Source organism: Aquimarina sp. MMG016, from assembly GCF_018100805.1.
Lineage (GTDB): Bacteria > Bacteroidota > Bacteroidia > Flavobacteriales > Flavobacteriaceae > Aquimarina.
The window spans coordinates 106,152-126,068 of the sequence record NZ_JAGJEA010000013.1; the positions used below are offsets into that span (position 1 = coordinate 106,152).

The following is a 19,917-nucleotide window of genomic DNA, read 5'->3' on the forward strand; positions in this document are numbered from 1 at the left end:
TTATAAAAATCTTAAGAAAACACCCTTTGTGAACTATTGCAAAGGGTATTTTAATTAATTATTTTTAGTCTAATGAAAGTTACCACACAACGTCTTCGTGAAATTCCTGATTTTATTAATGTTCCAGACAAACAATTACAATGGTTAATTGACAACTCGACTGTACAATCTTTTAAACAAGGAGAATACATTTTCCAAAGAGGAGATACTATTGATAAACTCTCTATTATTCTGGAAGGAAAAGTAGAAATTAAAATTGAACAAAATGGCAATTATAAGGTTACTGGGGAAATCTCTAAAAATAGTATTGCCGGCACACTACCATTTTCAAGGTTAAGTTCTGCTTTGGGTTATGGCGAAGTTATTGAAGATATAGAAGCACTTGTCTTAGAAAAATCATTGTTTAGAGAAATGATTTCCAGTCATTATGAACTTACTGAAAGCCTAGTGCATAATATGACCTCTCGTGTCCGGGAGTTTACCAAAAACAATGTTCAGTCCGAAAAAATGATGGCGCTTGGTAAATTATCTGCCGGTTTAGCTCATGAGCTAAATAATCCCGCTTCTGCTATGTTACGAAGTGCCAAAGCCCTAAAACAACATTTAGGTAATGTTCCAGAGAAATTTAAAAAAATCACTTCGATTAAAATTTCTGAGCAACAAGTAGATCTCTTGAATAATATCCTTTTTGATAAGATTAATAATCGCCCGGAAAATAACATGAAACTTACAGAACGTAATGAAAAGGAAGATGAGTTAGAAGAATGGCTAGAAGATCATGGTTTGGATAACGCTTTTGAACTTACCGAAACCTTACTAGATTTCTGTATGGGGATTCCAGCTATGGAAGAAATTCATAAAACTACTGGTGATCATAATTTTCCCAACGCCATAGAATGGATCGAAAACGTATTAACTACGGAGAAAATGGTTGGTGAAATTGAAGAAGCATCAGACAGAATTTCGAGTTTGGTACAATCTGTAAAAAGTTATACTCATATGGATCGCGCACCAGAAAAGGTTGCCAACGATATTCATATTGGTATCAAAAGTACGCTTACTATGCTTAATCATAAGTTGAAGAAGAAAAACATCGAAGTACATAAAGAGTTTCCTGAAGGATTACCAGAACCCAAAATATTCGTTAGTGAAATAAACCAGGTATGGACTAATCTTATTGATAACGCTATTGATGCCATGGATCACTCCGGGATTTTAAAAATTACCACACTCCAGGATCAGAATTTTATAAAAATCGATATTACAGATAACGGAGAAGGAATCCCTGAAGAGCATCTGAGTTCTATTTTTGATCCTTTCTTTACTACCAAGAGTATTGGCAAAGGCACTGGAATGGGTTTAGAAGTGGTACAACGAATTATTAACCAGCATAACGGAGATATTAAAGTGACCTCTAAAAAAGGCGAAACTACTTTTACAGTTTGTTTACCAATTGATTAAAGAAATATGAAAAAAATCACAGATATTAAAGGAACATTCACTTTGCATAATGGGGTAGAAATGCCTTATTTTGGGTTAGGCGTTTATCTTGCCGATAACAATAATGAAGTGATTGATTCTGTTCACTGGGCATTAGAAACCGGTTATCGGCATATAGACACGGCAAGTATCTATAGAAATGAAGAAGGAGTGGGACAAGCTGTCAATAGCAGCAACATCTCTAGAGAAGATATTTTTGTAGTAAGTAAAGTATGGAATTCTGATCAAGGTTATGATCAGACATTAAAAGCTTTTGAAAAAAGTTTAGACCGTTTACAATTAGATTATCTAGATCTTTATTTAATACACTGGCCGGTAAAAGGGAGATATATAGATACCTGGAAAGCTTTAGAAAAACTTTACAATGAAAAAAGAATAAAAGCCATAGGTGTGAGTAACTTTATGCAACATCATCTACAACAGCTTTTTGATAATTCAGAAATAAAACCAATGGTCAATCAGATGGAATTTCATCCATACCTAGTGCAACAAGACTTAATTGATTTCTGCAATCAACATAAAATTCAATATGAAGCTTGGTCTCCAATGATGCAAGGAAAGATTTTTGAACTTGATGTCTTTAAGAATTTAGCTTCAAAATATAATAAAACAGTCGCCCAAATTGTATTACGCTGGAATCTACAAAAAGGAGTAATAACAATCCCAAAGTCAGTCAAAAGACAACGAATCATTTCTAATGCTGATCTTTTTGATTTTGAGATTACTAAAGAAGATATGAATTATATTGATTCTTTGGATAAACACCAACGTACAGGGCCCGACCCTGATAATTTTGATTTTTAAGAAAAATAAAACGAATGAAGAAACCTATCATATTTGCATTAGACGATGATCCACAAGTATTAAGAGCGGTTACCCGAGATCTGAAATCAAAATATAGAAAGGAATATCGTATCATGAGTACAGATTCTGCCAATGATGCTTTAGAAGCATTGGCGGATTTAAAAAAGAAAAACGAAATCATTGCTTTATTCTTAGTTGATCAACGAATGCCGGAAATGTTGGGTGTAGAATTTTTAACAGAAGCCAAAATATTCTACCCTGATGCCAAGAAAGTACTACTAACAGCATATTCTGATACTGATGCCGCTATTAAAGCTATTAACGATGTTCAACTTGATTATTATTTGACCAAACCCTGGAATCCACCTGAAGAAAAACTATACCCCACATTGGATGATCTGCTGAACGTTTGGCAATTAAATTTTCAACCCGAGTTTGACGGAATTAAAGTTATTGGATATCAATTTTCACCAAAATCTCATGATATCAAAGATTTCTTATCTGCAAATTTATTTCCTTTTCAATGGTTAGATGCAGAAACTAGTGATAAGGCCAAAGAAATTATAAAACTGCATGATCTAACTGCGGCAGATATGCCTGTGGTTTCGTTACAGGATGGCAACTGTTTTAAAAACCCCAATATTGTTGAGCTTGCAACATCTTTAGGGTTAAATGCTCATCCAAAAGACAGTCTGTATGATGTGGTCATTATTGGTGCAGGACCATCCGGATTAGCTGCAGCAGTATATGGTGGTTCTGAAGGCCTAAAAACCTTATTAATCGAAAAACACGCCCCTGGTGGTCAGGCAGGAACGAGTTCCAGAATAGAAAACTATCTTGGCTTTCCTAATGGATTGAGTGGACAAGAACTAACACATCGAGCTATTACTCAAGCTAAAAGGTTCGGGATAGAATTTTTATCCCCTCAAGAAGTAACTTCTATCACAGAAAAAGATGGGTATAAAAGTATTACCTTAGAAAATGGTGAATGTATTAGCACCAAAAGTGTTGTCATTACTACAGGTGTGAATTACCGAAAACTGGAATCTGAAGGCATTGAAAAATACACAGGTGCCGGAATCTATTATGGATCATCAATGACCGAAGCTCAGGCCTGCCAGAACAAAGAAGTATTTATTGTGGGTGGTGGTAACTCTGCTGGTCAATCCGCAGTGTATCTCTCTAAGTTTGCCAAAAATGTATATATCACAGTGCGTAAGAAAGATTTATCACACAGTATGTCTAGCTACCTAATTGATCAGATAAACGCAATTGATAATATAACATTACTGGGACACACAAATATCACCAAAGCTTCAGGAGAAAACGATCGTCTTACCGAACTTGAATTATCTAATAGTGAAACTTCTGAAATAAGAAGAGTTCCTGCAGATGCTTTATTTATTTTCATTGGGGCTAGGCCATATACCGATTGGATTACACTAGATATTATTAAAAATGAAAGAGGTTTTATAGAAACTGGAAGAGATCTTACTCGATACGAAAACTTTAAAAGGGTTTGGAAAAAAGATAGAGAGCCTTTTTTACTAGAAACCTGTAGCCCAGGAATTTTTGCATCAGGAGATGTAAGAGCTGGCGCAATGAACAGAGTGGCATCAGCTGTAGGCGAAGGTGCTATGGCAATAAAATTTGTACACGAATATCTAGCAGAAATATGAAACTAAAAACTAAGATATGTGAGCATTTGCAGGGTTTTGACGCTAATAATATCAAAACCGACAACAATTACGAATGTGCAGAATGTATAAAAAGTGGAGATCACTGGGTGCATCTCAGAACCTGTCAGGAATGCGGAGTTACGCTATGTTGTGACTCTTCTCCTAACAAACATGCAAGTCAACATTATAAACTACACAACAATCACACCGTAGTCATCTCTGCCGAACCTAATGAGCGATGGGCATGGTGTTATGAACATAAATCTTTTCTAAAATATTAATGTAAGTTTTGCAGTACTAAAACGACTTAAAGCCTATGATCAAAGAGTTTAAAGAATTTTCTACCGATGCGGTATTAAAAATAGCAGATGAAGAGTTATTGAACTTTTATTCTGAATCAAAAAATGTAGAATTATTCACATTTATTTGGACAAGAAAAACATTTGCTACATTAGAAGTTGATGGTATAAACGTTACTCTGGAACCAAATGGAATAATTGTTCTCACCCCCAATCAATATCTCAAATTTATTGAAGGGCAACATCTAACAGTATATCAATTCAATAGAGAGTTTTATTGTATCAAAGATCATGATAAAGAAGTAAGTTGTATGGGATTGTTATTTTATGGAAATAATACTATCCCGATAATAGAACTTGACGCTAATAATCAAAAAAAACTTGATTTTTTGTATAACGTCTTCTTAGACGAACTGCAAACCGTAGACAACATTCAGGCAGAAATGCTACGTATGCTTATGGCTCGTTTTATTATTACCATTACGCGCTTAATGAAACAACAAAGTGATTTTGAAAATGTATATAATGAACAGATTGATTTAATGAGAGCTTTTAACTCATTGGTAGAAAGTTATTTTAGAAAAGAGCATTCAGTATCTTTTTACGCCGGAAAACTTTTTAAATCTCCTAAAACATTATCTAACAACTTTGCAAAATTTAAGAAAAGTCCTTTACAGATTATTCATGATCGAATTATTTTAGAAGCTAAACGCCTACTTATATATACAGACAAAACAGCTAAAGAGATTGCATATGAAATTGGTTTTGAAGATGCGTCACACCTAAGCAGAATGTTTAAGAAACATACATCTTTTTCTCCTTCTGAGTTTAAAAAACAACTCAAATTAGAACCTGAAGGGAAGTATTGACATGTTCCTAGGAAAAAGTGCAATGTCATTTTATTAGTTTTTGCCCCAATTTTGTATGGTAAATTATAATCAACCACCGAAAACAATTCGGGTAAAACATAAAATCATGAAAACTTCAATACACAATATAAAAACAAGTGTCCTGAGCCTATTATTATTCTCTTTTTTAATAACAAATGCTCAGGTCATATATGAGGACCAATTAGAAACAGTTTACCTAAATAACCAAACTGAAGAAGTTGTATATACCAACAATTTTAGTGATTTTAATTCAGAGTTAATTGAAAAAGAATACATTAACTTTAGAATTGAGATCAAAAAAGCTAAAGAAAACCCAGAAGTACTATTATTCCTATCAGAGAGAAGTAATTTAGAAATTTTAAGCATTGTATATCTAAAAACTATTAGAAAAGGAGCAAACCTAAGTTCTGATGTTCAATCTTTTAAAGACTTTTTAAACGAAAACTTACCTGAGTTGCTTCATCAATTTAAGAAAGATAATAACCTTGAAGAGTTGTATTTTCTTACAAGAAAGAATACTTTTAATGGTAAAATAGACGCTCTCCCCAGTGTTCTATAATTGATTTAACGTAATTAAAAGCTAACAACAAACTCAACATGAAAAAGATTTTACCCCTATTGCTTCGGATCATTGTAGCAATAATTTTAATCCAAACACTACGATTTAAATTTACTGCTCATCCAGATAGTGTTTACATATTTACCAAAGTAGGAATGGAACCCTATGGAAGAATTAGTATAGGCATTGTAGAACTTATTTCTGGAATACTACTTTTAATCCCAAAAACAGTTTGGATAGGAGCAACACTGACTCTAGGAATAATTGGAGGAGCTATTCTTATGCATCTTACTAAACTTGGAATTGAAATTAACAACGATGGTGGTGTTCTTTTTATAACAGCCGTAGCAACTTTTGTCTTAAGTGCTTTAATTCTTTGGATACACAGAAAACAAGTTAAGTTTTTTTAATAAAAAATATTTCACCAATTTAATCTCAAGACCTCTATTATTTAGAGGTTTTTTTATGTTCGGGAAAAATTGACAACCCATCGGGAAAAACTACCATTTCTTAACCTCTCTTCTAAATGCATCTTTGTATCATAAATTTAAAACAATATAAAGATGATTCAGAATAAATCAATTTTCAATTTAATAGAGATTTTTCGTCAAGGAAAAAAACAAATCATAAACTCGATTAGCCCAAAAACACATTGCGAACAAAAAGCAATCCACGATTTTTATTGTGATGCAGAAAAACCTTTTGTCAAAAACTAAAAAGTGATCGGGAAGATTTGACATGTACTCGGGAAAAACGAACATTTTATTACCCTGGTTTCTGTCGCAACTTTGTAAAATCAAATTAAAACAAATAATTCAATAAAATATTAATTAAAAAAACTAAAAAATGAGCACATTTAATGTACCAACAAGAGAAGAAGTAAGCGCTAATAATCAAGCCATATTTGACAATCTAAACAAAGCCTTGGGGTTTGTACCCAACTTATTTGCTACTTATGCACATAGTGAAACAGCATTAGAAAATTATTTAAACTTTTCGAATGCTAAAACCTCACTATCTAACAAAGAAAAAGAAGCAGTAAATCTAGTGGTAAGTCAGGTAAACGAATGTGACTATTGTCTTTCTGCACACACAGCTATTGGTAAAATGAATGGTTTTACAGACGAACAAATCTTAGAATTAAGAGCAGGAGGCGCTTCTTTTGATCAAAAACTAGACGCATTGGCAAAACTAGCTAAGAATATTACTGAAAATAGAGGAAGAGCTGATCAAAATGTAGTAGACAACTTCCTTGCGGTTGGATATACTAAAGGGAACCTAATTGATACTATTGTACTTGTTGGAGATAAAACAATTTCTAACTATATAAACAACACCACACAGATTCCGGTAGACTTTCCTGCCGTACAACCACTAGAAACTGTATCTATATAAATAATCACATAAACATTCTCGGAAAGGAAAAATATTTGGATCATTTTATCCTTTCCGGGTTAATTACAAAAAACTATTAAATCATTTAAATTATAATTAAAATCATGAAAAAGTTAATCACAGCATTCACATTTATTTTAGCAATCACTTTTAGTGCACAAGCGCAAGATGTAAAAACAGTCACTTTAGAACAAACTAAAGGAGAGTTTACTCAAAAAGAAATAAAATTATCAGAAGGAGCCTATATTTTCAACATCTCTAATAACAATGCAGGTACTGACGTAGGATTCGTATTAGTCCCTGAAGGAAAAGATGCTTCTGACTCTAAAAATCATATTAAAAATGCTTATGTAACCAAAGTGGTAAAAGAAGGTAAAACCGAAAGTTCGAATACGGTTACTTTACAAAAAGGTACATATAAATACTTTTGTCCACTAAACAAAACTCCTCAATATACATTGGTGGTGGAATAACCTTTTGAAAAATTTCAAAACCTAAAACCTTGTTAATTCAGTTTAGCAAGGTTTTTCTTTTTATATTTTAGCCAAAAAACTAATCCTACATGAAAAAGTTCATCCTTTTTACTTTTATTTCTTTGTCTATAGTTTCTTGTAAAACGGAAATTAAAACCGAAAAAAAATATGAAGATGATAAAGAAGTAAGAAATCCTGAACCTATTAGAGTAGAGAAAGAAAAAATGACTACAACTGCTGAGGCCATTGCTCAGGCTCACGGCATAAAAAAGTGGAATAATGTAAAAGAAATAAAATTCACTTTTAATGTAGATCGTGATACTACTCATTATGAACGTTCTTGGAGTTGGAAACCCAAAGAAGATATCGTTACACTTATCACTGCGGAAGATACAATTACATATAACAGAAACAATATTGATAGTTTATCTGTAAAAGCAGACCAAGGATTTATCAATGATAAATTTTGGTTATTGGCACCTTTTAACTTAGTATGGGATGCTTCGAGTTATAATTCTACACTTAAAGTAAATGAAGTCGCACCCATTAGCGGAAAACAAATGCAAAAACTCACTGTAGTATATAACAATAAAGGTGGTTATACTCCGGGAGATGCATATGATTTTTATTTTGAAGGTGATTTTATAATTAAAGAATGGGTATTTAGAAAGAAAAATACCGAAAAACCGTCATTAATAACTTCTTGGGAAGATTATAAAAACTTTGATGGAATAAAAATTGCCAAAGCGCACAGGAAAAATGAAGGTGATTGGAAATTACATTTTACTAATGTAGAAGTCACAAGAGAATAATCAGATTGTTTTTCTCTTTACTAAGAATGTGATAATTAGAGCTATTACCGCTGCAGCTAATAATGAGATAAAACTTAGTTGTAGGCTTTCTATCTTTGATAAAAATCCTAAAAAAGGAGGACTCAATAAAAACCCAAGGTAACCGAATCCGGCTACAAAGGATATTCCTTGAGCAGAAGAAACTCCATTGTTCTTTCCTGCCAATCTAAATAGTTCTGGAATAATTACCGAAAAACCTAATCCAACCAAGCCAAACCCAATAATCGAAATAATAAAGTGAGACATCAGAACAGCTGCAAAACCAAAAATACTGATTAAGCACCCTCCTATTATGATTGCAAAAGAGCCAAAACGTTTACTTACTTCATCTCCTAAAAACCTTCCTAAAGTCATCATTGCAGAAAACGACACAAAACCAAATCCAGAGATTTTTTCGGATGTAATTAGCACAATATCTTGTAGATATAATTTACTCCAATGCTCTATGGCACCCTCACTACCCATTATTAAAAAAGCAATCATCGTTAACCCTAATAAAGGTTTCATTAATTTAAAATTATACCTTCTTTTTTCTTTCTCCTCTTTTCGGCCTTTGATAAAAAAATACACTCTGAATATGAGCAGATTTGTAGCTATCACAAAAATAACTGAACATAACATGTGAACTAGTGCAACTTCAAAATAAGTAATAACCAGACTACCAATACCAGCACCGATTACACCTCCTAAACTAAAAAACCCATGTGATGCAGACATAATATGTACTCCATCTTCTTGTTCAATATCAGAAACCAAAGCGTTCATAGCTATATCGGTAAGACAACCCGACAACCCGACAAAAAAAAGAGAGCAACATAAAGTCAGATAAGTAGGCATAACCACCGGTATCAAAAACAATAGTGAAAAAATTACTATAGCATAAAATGTAGTTTTACCTACTCCAATTTTATCAATGATCATTGAGGATAACGGTATCATTGTCAACGTACCCATAGCAAAACAAAACAACGCAATTCCTAGCTGTGCATCATCAATAGCCAGCTTAGTTTTGATCTGAGGAATATACAATACCCAAGTTCCTACTATAATATTTAGAGATGCAAATACCCAAGCCGGGCCAAAATAACGTAATCTCGTCAAAATTAATTGTAAAGAATTCATATATCGGATTGTATAAGATAACACACAACTATTTCAAAATTAAGCCTTCAGCAAGTCAATCTTTAATACAAAATATTCTCATTTTATGATAAAATATTCATAAATACTATTCTTTTTCGTACAAAATGATAATTTTGTTATATGAATATTGCTTATGAAAATATATATCTGGAACACTCCAAGTCTTTAAAAATTGAGAGTTATACATATTCTTCACTATGTTCTATTATCAACTGGCATTTTCACCCTGAATATGAAATTGTATTTGTAAGGAATGGTAATGGCAATATACGGGTAGATTCTTTTTCTGGTGAATATAGTGATGGGTTACTCATTTTTCTAGGCCCTAATATTCCACATATGCCGTTAGGCAATAAACAGTTTAAAAATAATATTGAAGTTGTCATTCAGTTTCCCGAAAGCTTTATTAAGGAAAAACTGGCTGTTTTTCCCGAATTTGAATCTATTATTGCTTTTATAGAAAAATCTAAACAAGGGATTATCTTTTCTGCTGAAACCCAAAAAAAACTTTCTGGATATTTCCTAAAGTTTAAAAATCAAACAGATACTCAAAAACTATTGAACTTTACTCAAATTTTATATCAATTATCAATAGCTAATGATCAGAAAACACTGATCAAAAAGAATTATTCTTTAGATAGTAATAAACAATCTCTGGAGAGAATATCAAAGGTATATCAATATGTTAATGATAACTATGATAAAGAAATTCGTTCTGAAATTGTAGCCAATACTTTAGGTTTAACCCCAAATTCATTTTGTAGAATGTTTAAAGCTTCAACCAGCACGACTTTTATAGATTTTTTAAATGAATTTAGAGTAAAAAAAGCACAAGAACTTTTCCAACAAAAGGATATCACAGTATCAGAAGTTATGTATCAATGCGGTTTTAATGATCCTTCTTATTTTTCAAAACAATTTAAAAAATACTCAGGCACTACACCCACAATATATAGTACTCAGATCAGGTCATAAACTATTGCTCTAGAATACCTTGTTTGAGTATTTGTCCAAATTCATACATATCCTCATAAGAGCAATAAAATGGAGCTGGAGCTAAACGAATTACATTAGGTTCTCGCCAATCTACAATCACCCCTTTTTTCATTAAGTAATCAAAAAGCTTTCTTCCTTCTCCGTGTAAAAAGACTGATAATTGTGTTCCTCGTTCTTGAGGGTCAGATGGTGTGATAATTTCGAATGTACTATCTACTTCCTTATCGATTTCTTTTAAAACAAATTCTAAATAAGATACTATAAGATTTCGTTTTTCGATCAAAGCATCCATTCCGACACTATCAAATAATTGTAATGATGCTAAATAAGGAGCCATTGCCAGAACAGGTGCATTACTTAATTGCCAGGCATCCGCATTAGACATAGGTTCAAATTCAGGTTTCATTAAGAACCGGGTTTCTTTACTCGTCCCCCACCAACCTTCGAATCGTGGGATATCCTTTTTATTATGAAAACGCTCATGTATAAAACATCCCGAAGCATTACCCGGGCCACTATTCATATATTTATAACTACACCAGGCTGCAAAATCTACATTCCAATCGTGTAACTCTAATTTGATATTACCTGCGGCATGTGCAAGATCCCAACCGACAAAAGCACCAATATCATGACCGGCCTTAGTAATGGTTTTCATATCAAATACCTGACCTGTATAGTAGTTTACCCCTCCAATCAGAATCAAGGCACATTCTTCTCCTACTTTCTTGATAGTATCCAGGATATCTTCTGTCCTGAAATTATGTTCTCCGTCTCTTTTCTTAATTTCTACAATAGCATCTTCTGGATTATATCCATGAAACTTCACCTGGCTTTGTAACATATATTGATCACTAGGAAAAGCTTTTTCTTCGCAAATAATTTTATATCGCTTTCCTTCTGGGCGATAAAAAGAAACCATCAATAAATGAAGATTAACGGTTAAAGTATTCATAACCGTAATTTCTGAAGGTTTAGCTCCCACAATTTTAGAAAGAGGTTCTGCTAATCGCTCATGATAATCCCACCAAGGTTTATCAGCATAAAAGTGACCTTCTACAGCTAACTCACCCCAATCTTTCATGATTTCATCTACATATTGCTGAGTATTTTTAGGTTGAAGGCCTAAAGAATTTCCTGTAAAATATATGACCTGTTTCCCGTCTACTTTAGGAAAAATAAATTGTTCTCTATATGTGCTAAGTTGATCTTGGCTATCTAGTTGCTGAGCAAATTCCTTAGTGTTTTTGAATTGCATGAGTGAGTTTAATTTTGAATCAAAAATACAGATTACAATTGAGAATTAGGCAATATGTTTTATCATCTAAAAGTAAAAAAATAATACAGGAAGTAACATTTTAAAGAATGGTGACATAAACTAAATAAGTAACAGATCTGAAATTAAAGTTGTTCCTAAAAATGTTCGAGTATTAATCCACGCATTAAATAAGGTTAAACTGTAAAAAAAGAAAATTATCAGATTATAATGAAACAAAAGTATTTTTTTTCAGTTACTATAGTGTTTTACAACTAAATGCTTAGTTGTAAAAATATTTTAGAAATCAAGTAACAAATAAAAGATTTCATATACCAATACATAGGTTTTAGTTTGCCTTTAAAAATTAGTAATATTGTAACTACAAAAAAAGTAAGTAAATGAGAAAAATTGGATTAATTCTATCGGTTATTTTGACAATAGCAATCACACAAAGCTGTTCTAAGGATGATTATCATCAAGAAAATTTTGAAACGGAACAAATACAATCAAAATTTGGGAGAGACAGATTTCCGGATCGGAATTCTGATTTTTCATGTGATACACCTATTATTTATTATATCAAATATGATGGAAACTATACAGCAGAAGAAAGAGATTTGCTTGAACAACATATAGAAAAAGAATTCGCAACATCTGTTATACGTAGAGTTCCAACATCTTGTAACACTAAAGAGAGTTGGATATTCTGTAGCCCTCTACTTCTTAATAATGAGAATGAAGAAGGAGATAGTAATGACAATGGTGTTGGTGGAGACATTGGTGACTCTGCTGATGACGGAGGAATAGATAATGATATTTCAACAGACGAAATCCCAGAGGAAATAGTTGTAAGACTCAATAGACTATCACTAACAATTCACACGAACGAGATTAAATTCCGTTTCGTACCTTGTACAAACTAATGAAAATATTGTTTTACCACGGTATTAAAATAAATAAAGGTTCAATCTTGAACCTTTATTTATTTTTACTCGTTTTACTGGCTTCTTCTGATCCCATACTATCACAAACTAAGTATAAGGGATCGGAGCCTTTTTTGTCTATTCTAAACTCTAAAAAAGAACACAGAGACATTGACAAATCCATAGATAGCATTTTCAACACATATACTAGACCAGAGCAAGATTCTCTTTTAGCTGTCGAGTTACATGAGTATGGAAAGTGGTGGTATAAAAAAGATCTAGATAAAGCTATTACTTATACGAAAAAAGCATTAGATATACGTCAAAAATTAAAATCATCAAATTTTAATTCCTACACTTTAACCCTAAATAACCTTGCGATTTTCTACTATATAAAAGGAGATGTTATAAATTCTATAAAACATTACAATCAATTTGTAACGATTACCAAAGATCTCACTCGAAAAAGATCTGCCTATTGGAGATTAGCACTTAATTACTGGAAAATCAGAGATTATCCCAATAGTTTATCAGCATTGGATCAACTAGAACTTTTGTCCATAGAGCTTAATGAACCAAAATGGCTATTACTCTGCTATTTACAAGCTGCCAAGGTTCACTTTAACCTGGGTGACACAAAAAATTGCGAGGAAGGCATAAAAAAAGCTTTAAAAGCTGATTCTATAATTCCTATGCTTGATAAGGTTAGCGATGATAATAAATTTCAGACCTATTCTATATTAGGAAGTTTATATAAAAAGAAAGGAAATGACACTTTAAATGCTCTGAAATATTATAATAAAATTATACAATCCGGAGATAACGGAGAATGGATTGGAAGAACATATTTCGATATACAAGGTCTTAAGAAAAATAAAGAAATCGATACCTCTCTATTTTATCTAAACAATGCGCTAAAACATATCGAAAACAATAATACACTTAAGGCATTGGTTTCTCATAATAAAGCCTGGGCTTATTTTAGAAATAATAATTTTCTTCAGGCAATCGAACACTCTAATAGTGCATTATTACAAATCGCACCTGGCATTAAAATAAATGGCTACAAAACCATATTGCCTAATGATAATGAATTGCAAATCAATCCTAAAAAAAATACTTTTCTTAAGATATTGAAGGACAATGTAAAATTTGCTCAAAAATTATATGAAAAAAATAAAGATATCTCCATTTTAAAGAACTCATTAAACATATCCACTCTTGGCGATAAGCTAGTCGATATCATAAGATTAGAAAGTAACGCACAACAATCTAATCTTTTTTGGAAAAATGATGCCTCTGACTTATACCTGGATGCGGTCAAAACATGCTATGTACTCAACAAACCCGAAAAAGCATTATACTTTATAGAAAAAAATAAGGCTTTATTACTACTAGAAGACATTAGCAACGAAGAGTTAAGAAGAGTAAATATTATTCCTGATAGTATTCTTGCAAGAGAATTTTTATTGAAAAGAGAAATTGCCGATACTCAAAACAAACTAAACAATAAAAATCATAAATCAATTACTGATTCTATAAAATTAGAGTTATTTAATGCTAAACAAAAATACTCTGCTTTTGTAGACTCCTTAGAAATAAGTTACCCTCAATATTATAGTTCTAAACGTACTGCTGATATTATATCATTAGACCAAGTACAAAAATATAGTAACCATAATAACTACTCATTTATTCACTATATCCTAGGTAATAAAACAGGGTATGGATTAATTATTAATCAAAATACAACTGATTTTTTTGAAATTGAAGATGTAGAAACTTTACAGAAAGATATTAAAACATTTGGCAAGCTTGTTTCTCAGCCCTTGCATTCTAAAAAAGAGTTCGAAAGCTTTAAAACGGTCAGTAAACGTATATATAATACCCTAATACCCAAAAAAACTAGATCTTATATTACAGAGAAAGTAACCATTATTTCAGATCACAACTTATACAATATTCCTTTTGAAGCTTTGCTTGACAACAATAACCATTATTTAATAGAAAGCTATGAGATCAACTACGCCTATTCTATTTCATTTTTACTTCAAAACAAAAAATTAAAACGTAATTCTGAAAAAGAATTTTTAGGTTTTGCCCCCGTGCAATACACCTTTGATCTTCCTGTTCTAGAAAATACAAAAACCGAGATTGATCAAATTGCGTTAGGATTTGATAGTACTGTCTTATTAAATGAGCAAGCTTCTAAACAAAACTTAATAGATGAATTATCAAGACATAAGATTATTCATTTATCTACACACGCTAATGCCAATGATTCTATTATACCTTGGATTGCAGGGGTAAATAATAAAATTACCTTAAACGATATCTATGCTACCAAAAACAATGCAGAATTAGTTGTGTTAAGTGCTTGCAACACATCGATTGGAACAATAGAAAAAGGTGAAGGTGTTATGAGCTTAGCTCGAGGCTTTTTTAATACCGGATCTAATAGTGTAATCTCTACTTTATGGAAAGCTGACGATAAGACTACAGTAGAAGTGACAACTAATTTTTATAAGCAACTAAAAAAAGGAAAAACCAAATCCGAGGCATTACGTATAGCTAAACTAGATTATCTAAAAAATCATTCAATGAGGAAAGCTTCTCCTTATTATTGGTCACTTTTAGTACTTATAGGTGATCCAGAACCAATATATACTAGTTTTAACTATTGGTTAATCATTCCTATTTTACTATGTCTATTTATTATTTTGTTGTTGTTCAGAAAAAGAATGAAGCAAAATAAGTCGTAATAAATAGTAAAATCTATCTATTAGATTAAAAATTATAAAGTTCCTTCCTCAACACAATATAAATAATCAAAAATATACACGTTTTTAAAGTAACATAGCAAATTCTAGCGACATGAATATATAGAGGTTTTTAATAAAAAGAACTTACAATTCATACTATTTTCGCAAACTAAAATTATCAATTATGCAAAAAGCTTACTTACTATTATTATTTGTTTTTAATTTTTCAATTACCCAATCATGGGGTACAGATATTAACTTTTCAGATGCTAACTTCAAAAATGCACTGATAAATAATAATGTAGCAGAAATTAGTGGAAACGGTTCTACTAGAACAGATGTGGATACTAATAATGATGGAGAAATTCAAGAAAGCGAAGCAGCAACTGTACTTAGGTTATTCATTAATCAAAAAAATATTACTTCTTTAGATGGTATTCAATACTTTACAAATCTAACATTCTTAAGTTGTTCTAATAATCGTTTTACAGATTTGGACTTTTCTCAAAACCTAGCTCTAGAAACAGTATTATGTAATAATAATTTTAATAGTACCAACTCACCTTTGACCACCAATTTCACACAAAACACTAATCTTAAGCGATTATCGTTCAGCAACACCAAACTTGCCACACTTGACTTAACTCAAAATATTTTATTAGAAGAATTGTCTTGTGACAATTCTAGTCTGATGAGTTTAGACACTTCCAAAAACACAAATCTAATCCGATTAATTGCTCAGGCTAATAACCTATCAAACCTTGATCTTACAAAAAACGTAAAACTGACTTATCTGAACTGTGCTGATAATAACTTTGCTATAGATGTTACACAAAACATTAATCTCGAGTTTTTATTCTGTAATAATATGGGGTTAATTAATCTTGATTTAACAAATAACACAAAACTTAAGTGGTTAGCATGTCCTTATAACAATCTTACCAGTTTGGATGTAACACAGAACGTAAATCTAGAAAATCTATCTTGTGGCGAAAACCAATTATCAAGTCTAGACGTAACACAAAACACTAAACTCGATATTCTGTCATTTTGGGTCAATAATTTAACCACAATTGATATCAGTCAAAATCCAGACCTCGAAGAACTATCAGGTAGAGACAACAATCTTAATAACCTAAATCTTACCCAAAATCTTAATCTAGCTTCTCTTAATATTAATAACAATCCTGATCTGGCATGTGTACAGGTTAACGATGTAGATGCAGCTAATAATAATAGTGAATGGAAAAAAGATGAAACAACTACGTATAGTCTGAATTGTGCAACTTTAAGTAGTAATGAAATTGGAAATACGCCAGAATTCACTATCTATCCAAAACCAACAAAAGATTTATTATATATAAGTGGTGAAGAAAATATAAAATCGATTCAAATTTATGACATCAATAGTAGAGTATTAAAAAGTTATTATTTTACTGAAAATCAAAATATAACAAAAGTAAATCTTCAATTCTTAGATAATGGCGTTTATTTCTTAGAGACCAAAACTGATAAAGGATTATCTTTGGAGAAGATTATTAAGCATTAAAAATCATGCACTTTATCCCGGAAGCATTAGATACTTATGTAGTACATCATACTCAACAAGAACCTGAGTTATTACGACAACTTACAAGAGAAACGTATCAAAAGATATTACAACCGCGTATGCTTAGTGGTCCTTATCAAGGGCGGGTACTAAGTATGCTTTCTAAATTGATTAGGCCTAAAAGTATTTTAGAAATAGGAACATATACCGGATATTCGGCATTATGCATTGCAGAAGGAATGCAAAAAGACGGAATACTGCACACCATTGATATTAATGAAGAGTTAGAACGTTTTCAAAGGAAATACTTTAATCTTTCCCCATATGGAGATCAAATTCATCAGCATATTGGTAATGCTACTGAAATTATCCCTGATCTAGATCTGAAATTTGATTTAGTATTTATAGATGCAGATAAACCAAATTATTCAACTTATTTTGATTTAATTATTAATAAGATGAACCGAGGAGGAATAATTTTATCAGACAATGTATTATGGAGTGGAAAGGTTATTGAAAAACTTGAGGAAGATGATCTTTCTACTAAAGCTTTATTAGCATATAACAAACTTCTTGCTGATGATGACCGAATAGAAACTGTATTACTTCCAATTCGAGATGGGTTAACGATAAGTAGGGTAAAATAAAAGGCAAAATCCTAAAAACTTTGCCTTTTATAAACCTACATAATTACAATTCTAAATTATTGCACAGCCTTTAGTGCATCAATATTACCATATCCAAATTTACTATTACGATTAGGATAGAATTCTCCTGATCTTCTTAATTTATCCAGAACCTGATCTCTAGACATACTTGGGTTACGTGCCCATATTAAAGCAGCAATACCAGCTGTTGTAGCAGTTGCAACCGAAGATCCTCCAACATAATTCCTAGCTCCGGTATTAAACCCAATAACCGGTACATTTCGATTGTTATCACCTGCTCTTTGCATGATAATAGTAAAATCAATCTTATTACCGTCATGACAGTTACTACAGCGGTTATATCCATTGTCTTTAATTCCTGTAACCGCTACAGTTTCACTCATACTAGCTGGGAAAATCACACCATACCAATTGGTAAACGATGTAGAAGTTCCACCTGCAGCTACAATAAGTTTACCCCTGTTATACGCATATCGTACCGCATCTTTCACATTTCCAATAGACCAAGGGTAACCTACCGACATGGAAATAATTTTTACATCTCCTCTATTCCCGAGGGCTTTCAAAGCATTACTAACTCCTTTGCGTTCGTGATAATCTTCTAACACTACGTCACTTGTACCTCTATATGAAACCAGATTACAATTATACGCAACACCAACAGGCATAAAATCATTATTTCTAGGAGAGGCAAGCGTAGATGCCATTTGTGTACCATGCCCACATCTATCATTAGGACCGTCCACATTATTTGACCACCACCATGGAGAATCGATATATGTTCCATATCGCTCTATGGATCGACCATTAGATGCTCCGTCATTAAATCCATTACTACCCAATAAATTTTGATTACCTGAGATACCTGTATCTATTAAACCAACAGTAATACCTGCTCCCGTACTATAGTTCCAGGCTTGAGAGATATTATGTCTATCAAAATTCCAAGGAAACCATGCATTAGGTGATATCAAACGATAATCTGCACCATTAATACTTTCCCCACTTTGATTACACCCAAAATCTTTTTGTTGAATACGATCTTCTTTGAGATAAAAAGTATATCCCGCCGGCTGAATATATCTAATCTGATCGGCAGCCTGTAAAGCTACTACCGTTTCTAACTCTGTTACAGTAACATCTACATAGTTGAGGATGTCGTCATCATGCATCACAATTTTTGATTTAGACAACTGTTCTTCTTCCTGAACTATGCTAAAAATATTTTCTTTAGCACTTATTAGTTCTGATGAACGTTTCTCAATAGAAAAGCTTTGATCTTGGTTACCATAACCTACACTTAATAGGTTATTTCCATGAACTGCTGCACTCCATAGCACAACAGCAGGAGCTTTAGTCCAATTAACATCACCCTTTTTTTTCAATTCTGAGGCGATATATTCATTTACCTCTGAAATTGATAATAATTTTTGCTGTTCAATAGAGTTAGAATTAGGATCGGTAATCTCTAATGGATCTTCCTTAGAACAGGAGAATAGAAATAAAAGCCCTAAGCCTAGAAAAGTTAATTTTTTCATTTTTAGTATAAGTTAAGAGTTTGTGTGCAAATGCAATCAAGCGCATAAATCATAATTTTAGTTAAAAATTATGATTTTAATAATTTCACAGCTAATATATTAAATATAATCTAAATATTTGCGCATATTTTTACGGTAGTGCTAATACAAACTTAGGTATTATGCTTGCATAAGACCTAAAAGTCTACTTATACTGTAAGAAATCACTGAATTCATAATTTTTTGTTAAAAAAAGTAAGTAAGACATAGGTGAACAATAACAAGTAGCTAGTTCTCGTAAGGATATAAAATTTAATTGTAAAAAATCTGGAGTCTACTAGTAAAAACCTAAAACTTACGTTTGATAGGGCCGGTAATTTCGTCGATATCATCTTTAACCTGATCTATCTCTTTTTTGATATCTGAAGTAAGAGAATTTGGTAATTCAGTATCTATACCATGTTTTTCTGCACTCTTGGTAATTTCTGACTTAATATCATTAGTGGCATCTTTTACAACACGCATTCCTTTACCTAATCCACGAGCTATTTCCGGAATTTTATCCGCTCCAAAGACCATCACCAATATAAAAACTATAAAGGCTATTTCTGTACCGCTGATAAATAAAGGTAATGTTGTCATAACTCTGCA

19 protein-coding genes are annotated in these 19,917 nt (G+C 32.1%); 15 read left to right on the forward strand and 4 right to left on the reverse strand.

Annotated features, from left to right (window positions below; translation table 11 throughout):
- The first annotated feature begins 72 nt into the window (after positions 1 to 72).
- The 10 genes from J8M14_RS19365 to J8M14_RS19410 all read left to right on the forward strand — a co-directional run bounded on the left by J8M14_RS19365 (position 73) and on the right by J8M14_RS19410 (position 8,411).
- Entirely contained in the window at positions 73 to 1,461 is a 1,389-nt protein-coding gene (locus J8M14_RS19365; RefSeq protein ID WP_211076478.1) for an ATP-binding protein, read from the forward strand.
- 6 nt (positions 1,462 to 1,467) lie between these two features.
- A complete protein-coding gene (locus J8M14_RS19370) occupies positions 1,468 to 2,304 on the forward strand; it encodes an aldo/keto reductase (protein WP_211076479.1) in 837 nt (278 codons plus the stop codon).
- Positions 2,305 to 2,318: 14 nt separating this feature from the next.
- Complete coding sequence (locus J8M14_RS19375; protein ID WP_211076480.1) at positions 2,319 to 3,983, forward strand: response regulator; 1,665 nt, start codon at positions 2,319 to 2,321, stop codon at positions 3,981 to 3,983.
- The gene (locus tag J8M14_RS19380) at positions 3,980 to 4,264 is read left to right on the forward strand and encodes a hypothetical protein (RefSeq protein ID WP_211076481.1); all 285 of its coding nucleotides are present in this window, start codon (positions 3,980 to 3,982) and stop codon (positions 4,262 to 4,264) included. The genes J8M14_RS19375 and J8M14_RS19380 overlap by 4 nt, the downstream gene beginning before the upstream one ends.
- 35 nt (positions 4,265 to 4,299) lie before the next feature.
- On the forward strand, positions 4,300 to 5,151 hold the full coding sequence (locus tag J8M14_RS19385) for a helix-turn-helix domain-containing protein (protein ID WP_211076482.1): 852 nt from the start codon (positions 4,300 to 4,302) through the stop codon (positions 5,149 to 5,151).
- Positions 5,152 to 5,257: 106 nt separating this feature from the next.
- The gene (locus tag J8M14_RS19390) at positions 5,258 to 5,731 is read left to right on the forward strand and encodes a hypothetical protein (protein WP_211076483.1); all 474 of its coding nucleotides are present in this window, start codon (positions 5,258 to 5,260) and stop codon (positions 5,729 to 5,731) included.
- Between the two features lie 38 nt (positions 5,732 to 5,769).
- On the forward strand, positions 5,770 to 6,141 hold the full coding sequence (locus J8M14_RS19395; RefSeq protein ID WP_211076484.1) for a DoxX family membrane protein: 372 nt from the start codon (positions 5,770 to 5,772) through the stop codon (positions 6,139 to 6,141).
- A gap of 436 nt (positions 6,142 to 6,577) precedes the next feature.
- Positions 6,578 to 7,126: a carboxymuconolactone decarboxylase family protein gene (locus J8M14_RS19400; RefSeq protein WP_211076485.1), complete on the forward strand. Its 549-nt coding sequence runs from the start codon at positions 6,578 to 6,580 to the stop codon at positions 7,124 to 7,126.
- Positions 7,127 to 7,230: 104 nt separating this feature from the next.
- A complete protein-coding gene (locus tag J8M14_RS19405; RefSeq protein ID WP_211076486.1) occupies positions 7,231 to 7,599 on the forward strand; it encodes a cupredoxin domain-containing protein in 369 nt (122 codons plus the stop codon).
- A gap of 89 nt (positions 7,600 to 7,688) precedes the next feature.
- Positions 7,689 to 8,411, forward strand: coding sequence for a hypothetical protein (locus J8M14_RS19410; protein ID WP_211076487.1), 723 nt, complete (start codon positions 7,689 to 7,691; stop codon positions 8,409 to 8,411).
- On the opposite strand, the gene J8M14_RS19415 is transcribed toward J8M14_RS19410, so the two are convergent.
- On the reverse strand, positions 8,412 to 9,572 hold the full coding sequence (locus tag J8M14_RS19415; protein ID WP_211076488.1) for an MFS transporter: 1,161 nt from the start codon (positions 9,570 to 9,572) through the stop codon (positions 8,412 to 8,414). It lies immediately after the preceding gene.
- 141 nt (positions 9,573 to 9,713) lie between these two features.
- Between J8M14_RS19415 and J8M14_RS19420 the strand changes: the two genes are divergently transcribed.
- The gene (locus tag J8M14_RS19420; protein ID WP_211076489.1) at positions 9,714 to 10,568 is read left to right on the forward strand and encodes an AraC family transcriptional regulator; all 855 of its coding nucleotides are present in this window, start codon (positions 9,714 to 9,716) and stop codon (positions 10,566 to 10,568) included.
- A gap of 1 nt (position 10,569) precedes the next feature.
- Here the strand turns inward: J8M14_RS19420 and kynU are convergent, their stop codons facing one another.
- Entirely contained in the window at positions 10,570 to 11,847 is a 1,278-nt protein-coding gene (gene kynU, locus J8M14_RS19425; protein ID WP_211076490.1) for a kynureninase, read from the reverse strand.
- Positions 11,848 to 12,245: 398 nt separating this feature from the next.
- Here kynU and J8M14_RS19430 point away from each other — a divergent pair, with 398 nt between their 5' ends.
- The 4 genes from J8M14_RS19430 (at position 12,246) to J8M14_RS19445 (ending at position 17,728) form a co-directional block, all read left to right on the forward strand.
- Complete coding sequence (locus J8M14_RS19430) at positions 12,246 to 12,770, forward strand: hypothetical protein (RefSeq protein WP_211076491.1); 525 nt, start codon at positions 12,246 to 12,248, stop codon at positions 12,768 to 12,770.
- Between the two features lie 47 nt (positions 12,771 to 12,817).
- Complete coding sequence (locus J8M14_RS19435) at positions 12,818 to 15,532, forward strand: CHAT domain-containing protein (protein ID WP_211076492.1); 2,715 nt, start codon at positions 12,818 to 12,820, stop codon at positions 15,530 to 15,532.
- Positions 15,533 to 15,716: 184 nt separating this feature from the next.
- Positions 15,717 to 17,081 carry a T9SS type A sorting domain-containing protein gene (locus tag J8M14_RS19440; RefSeq protein WP_211076493.1) on the forward strand — a complete coding sequence of 455 codons (1,365 nt, stop codon included), beginning with the start codon at positions 15,717 to 15,719 and terminating at the stop codon, positions 17,079 to 17,081.
- Between the two features lie 5 nt (positions 17,082 to 17,086).
- Entirely contained in the window at positions 17,087 to 17,728 is a 642-nt protein-coding gene (locus tag J8M14_RS19445; RefSeq protein WP_211076494.1) for an O-methyltransferase, read from the forward strand.
- A gap of 56 nt (positions 17,729 to 17,784) precedes the next feature.
- Here the strand turns inward: J8M14_RS19445 and J8M14_RS19450 are convergent, their stop codons facing one another.
- Together J8M14_RS19450 and J8M14_RS19455 are read right to left on the reverse strand one after the other, a co-directional pair.
- Complete coding sequence (locus J8M14_RS19450) at positions 17,785 to 19,287, reverse strand: S8/S53 family peptidase (protein ID WP_211076495.1); 1,503 nt, start codon at positions 19,285 to 19,287, stop codon at positions 17,785 to 17,787.
- 327 nt (positions 19,288 to 19,614) lie between these two features.
- A complete protein-coding gene (locus J8M14_RS19455; RefSeq protein ID WP_211076496.1) occupies positions 19,615 to 19,908 on the reverse strand; it encodes a twin-arginine translocase TatA/TatE family subunit in 294 nt (97 codons plus the stop codon).
- Positions 19,909 to 19,917: the final 9 nt, after the last annotated feature.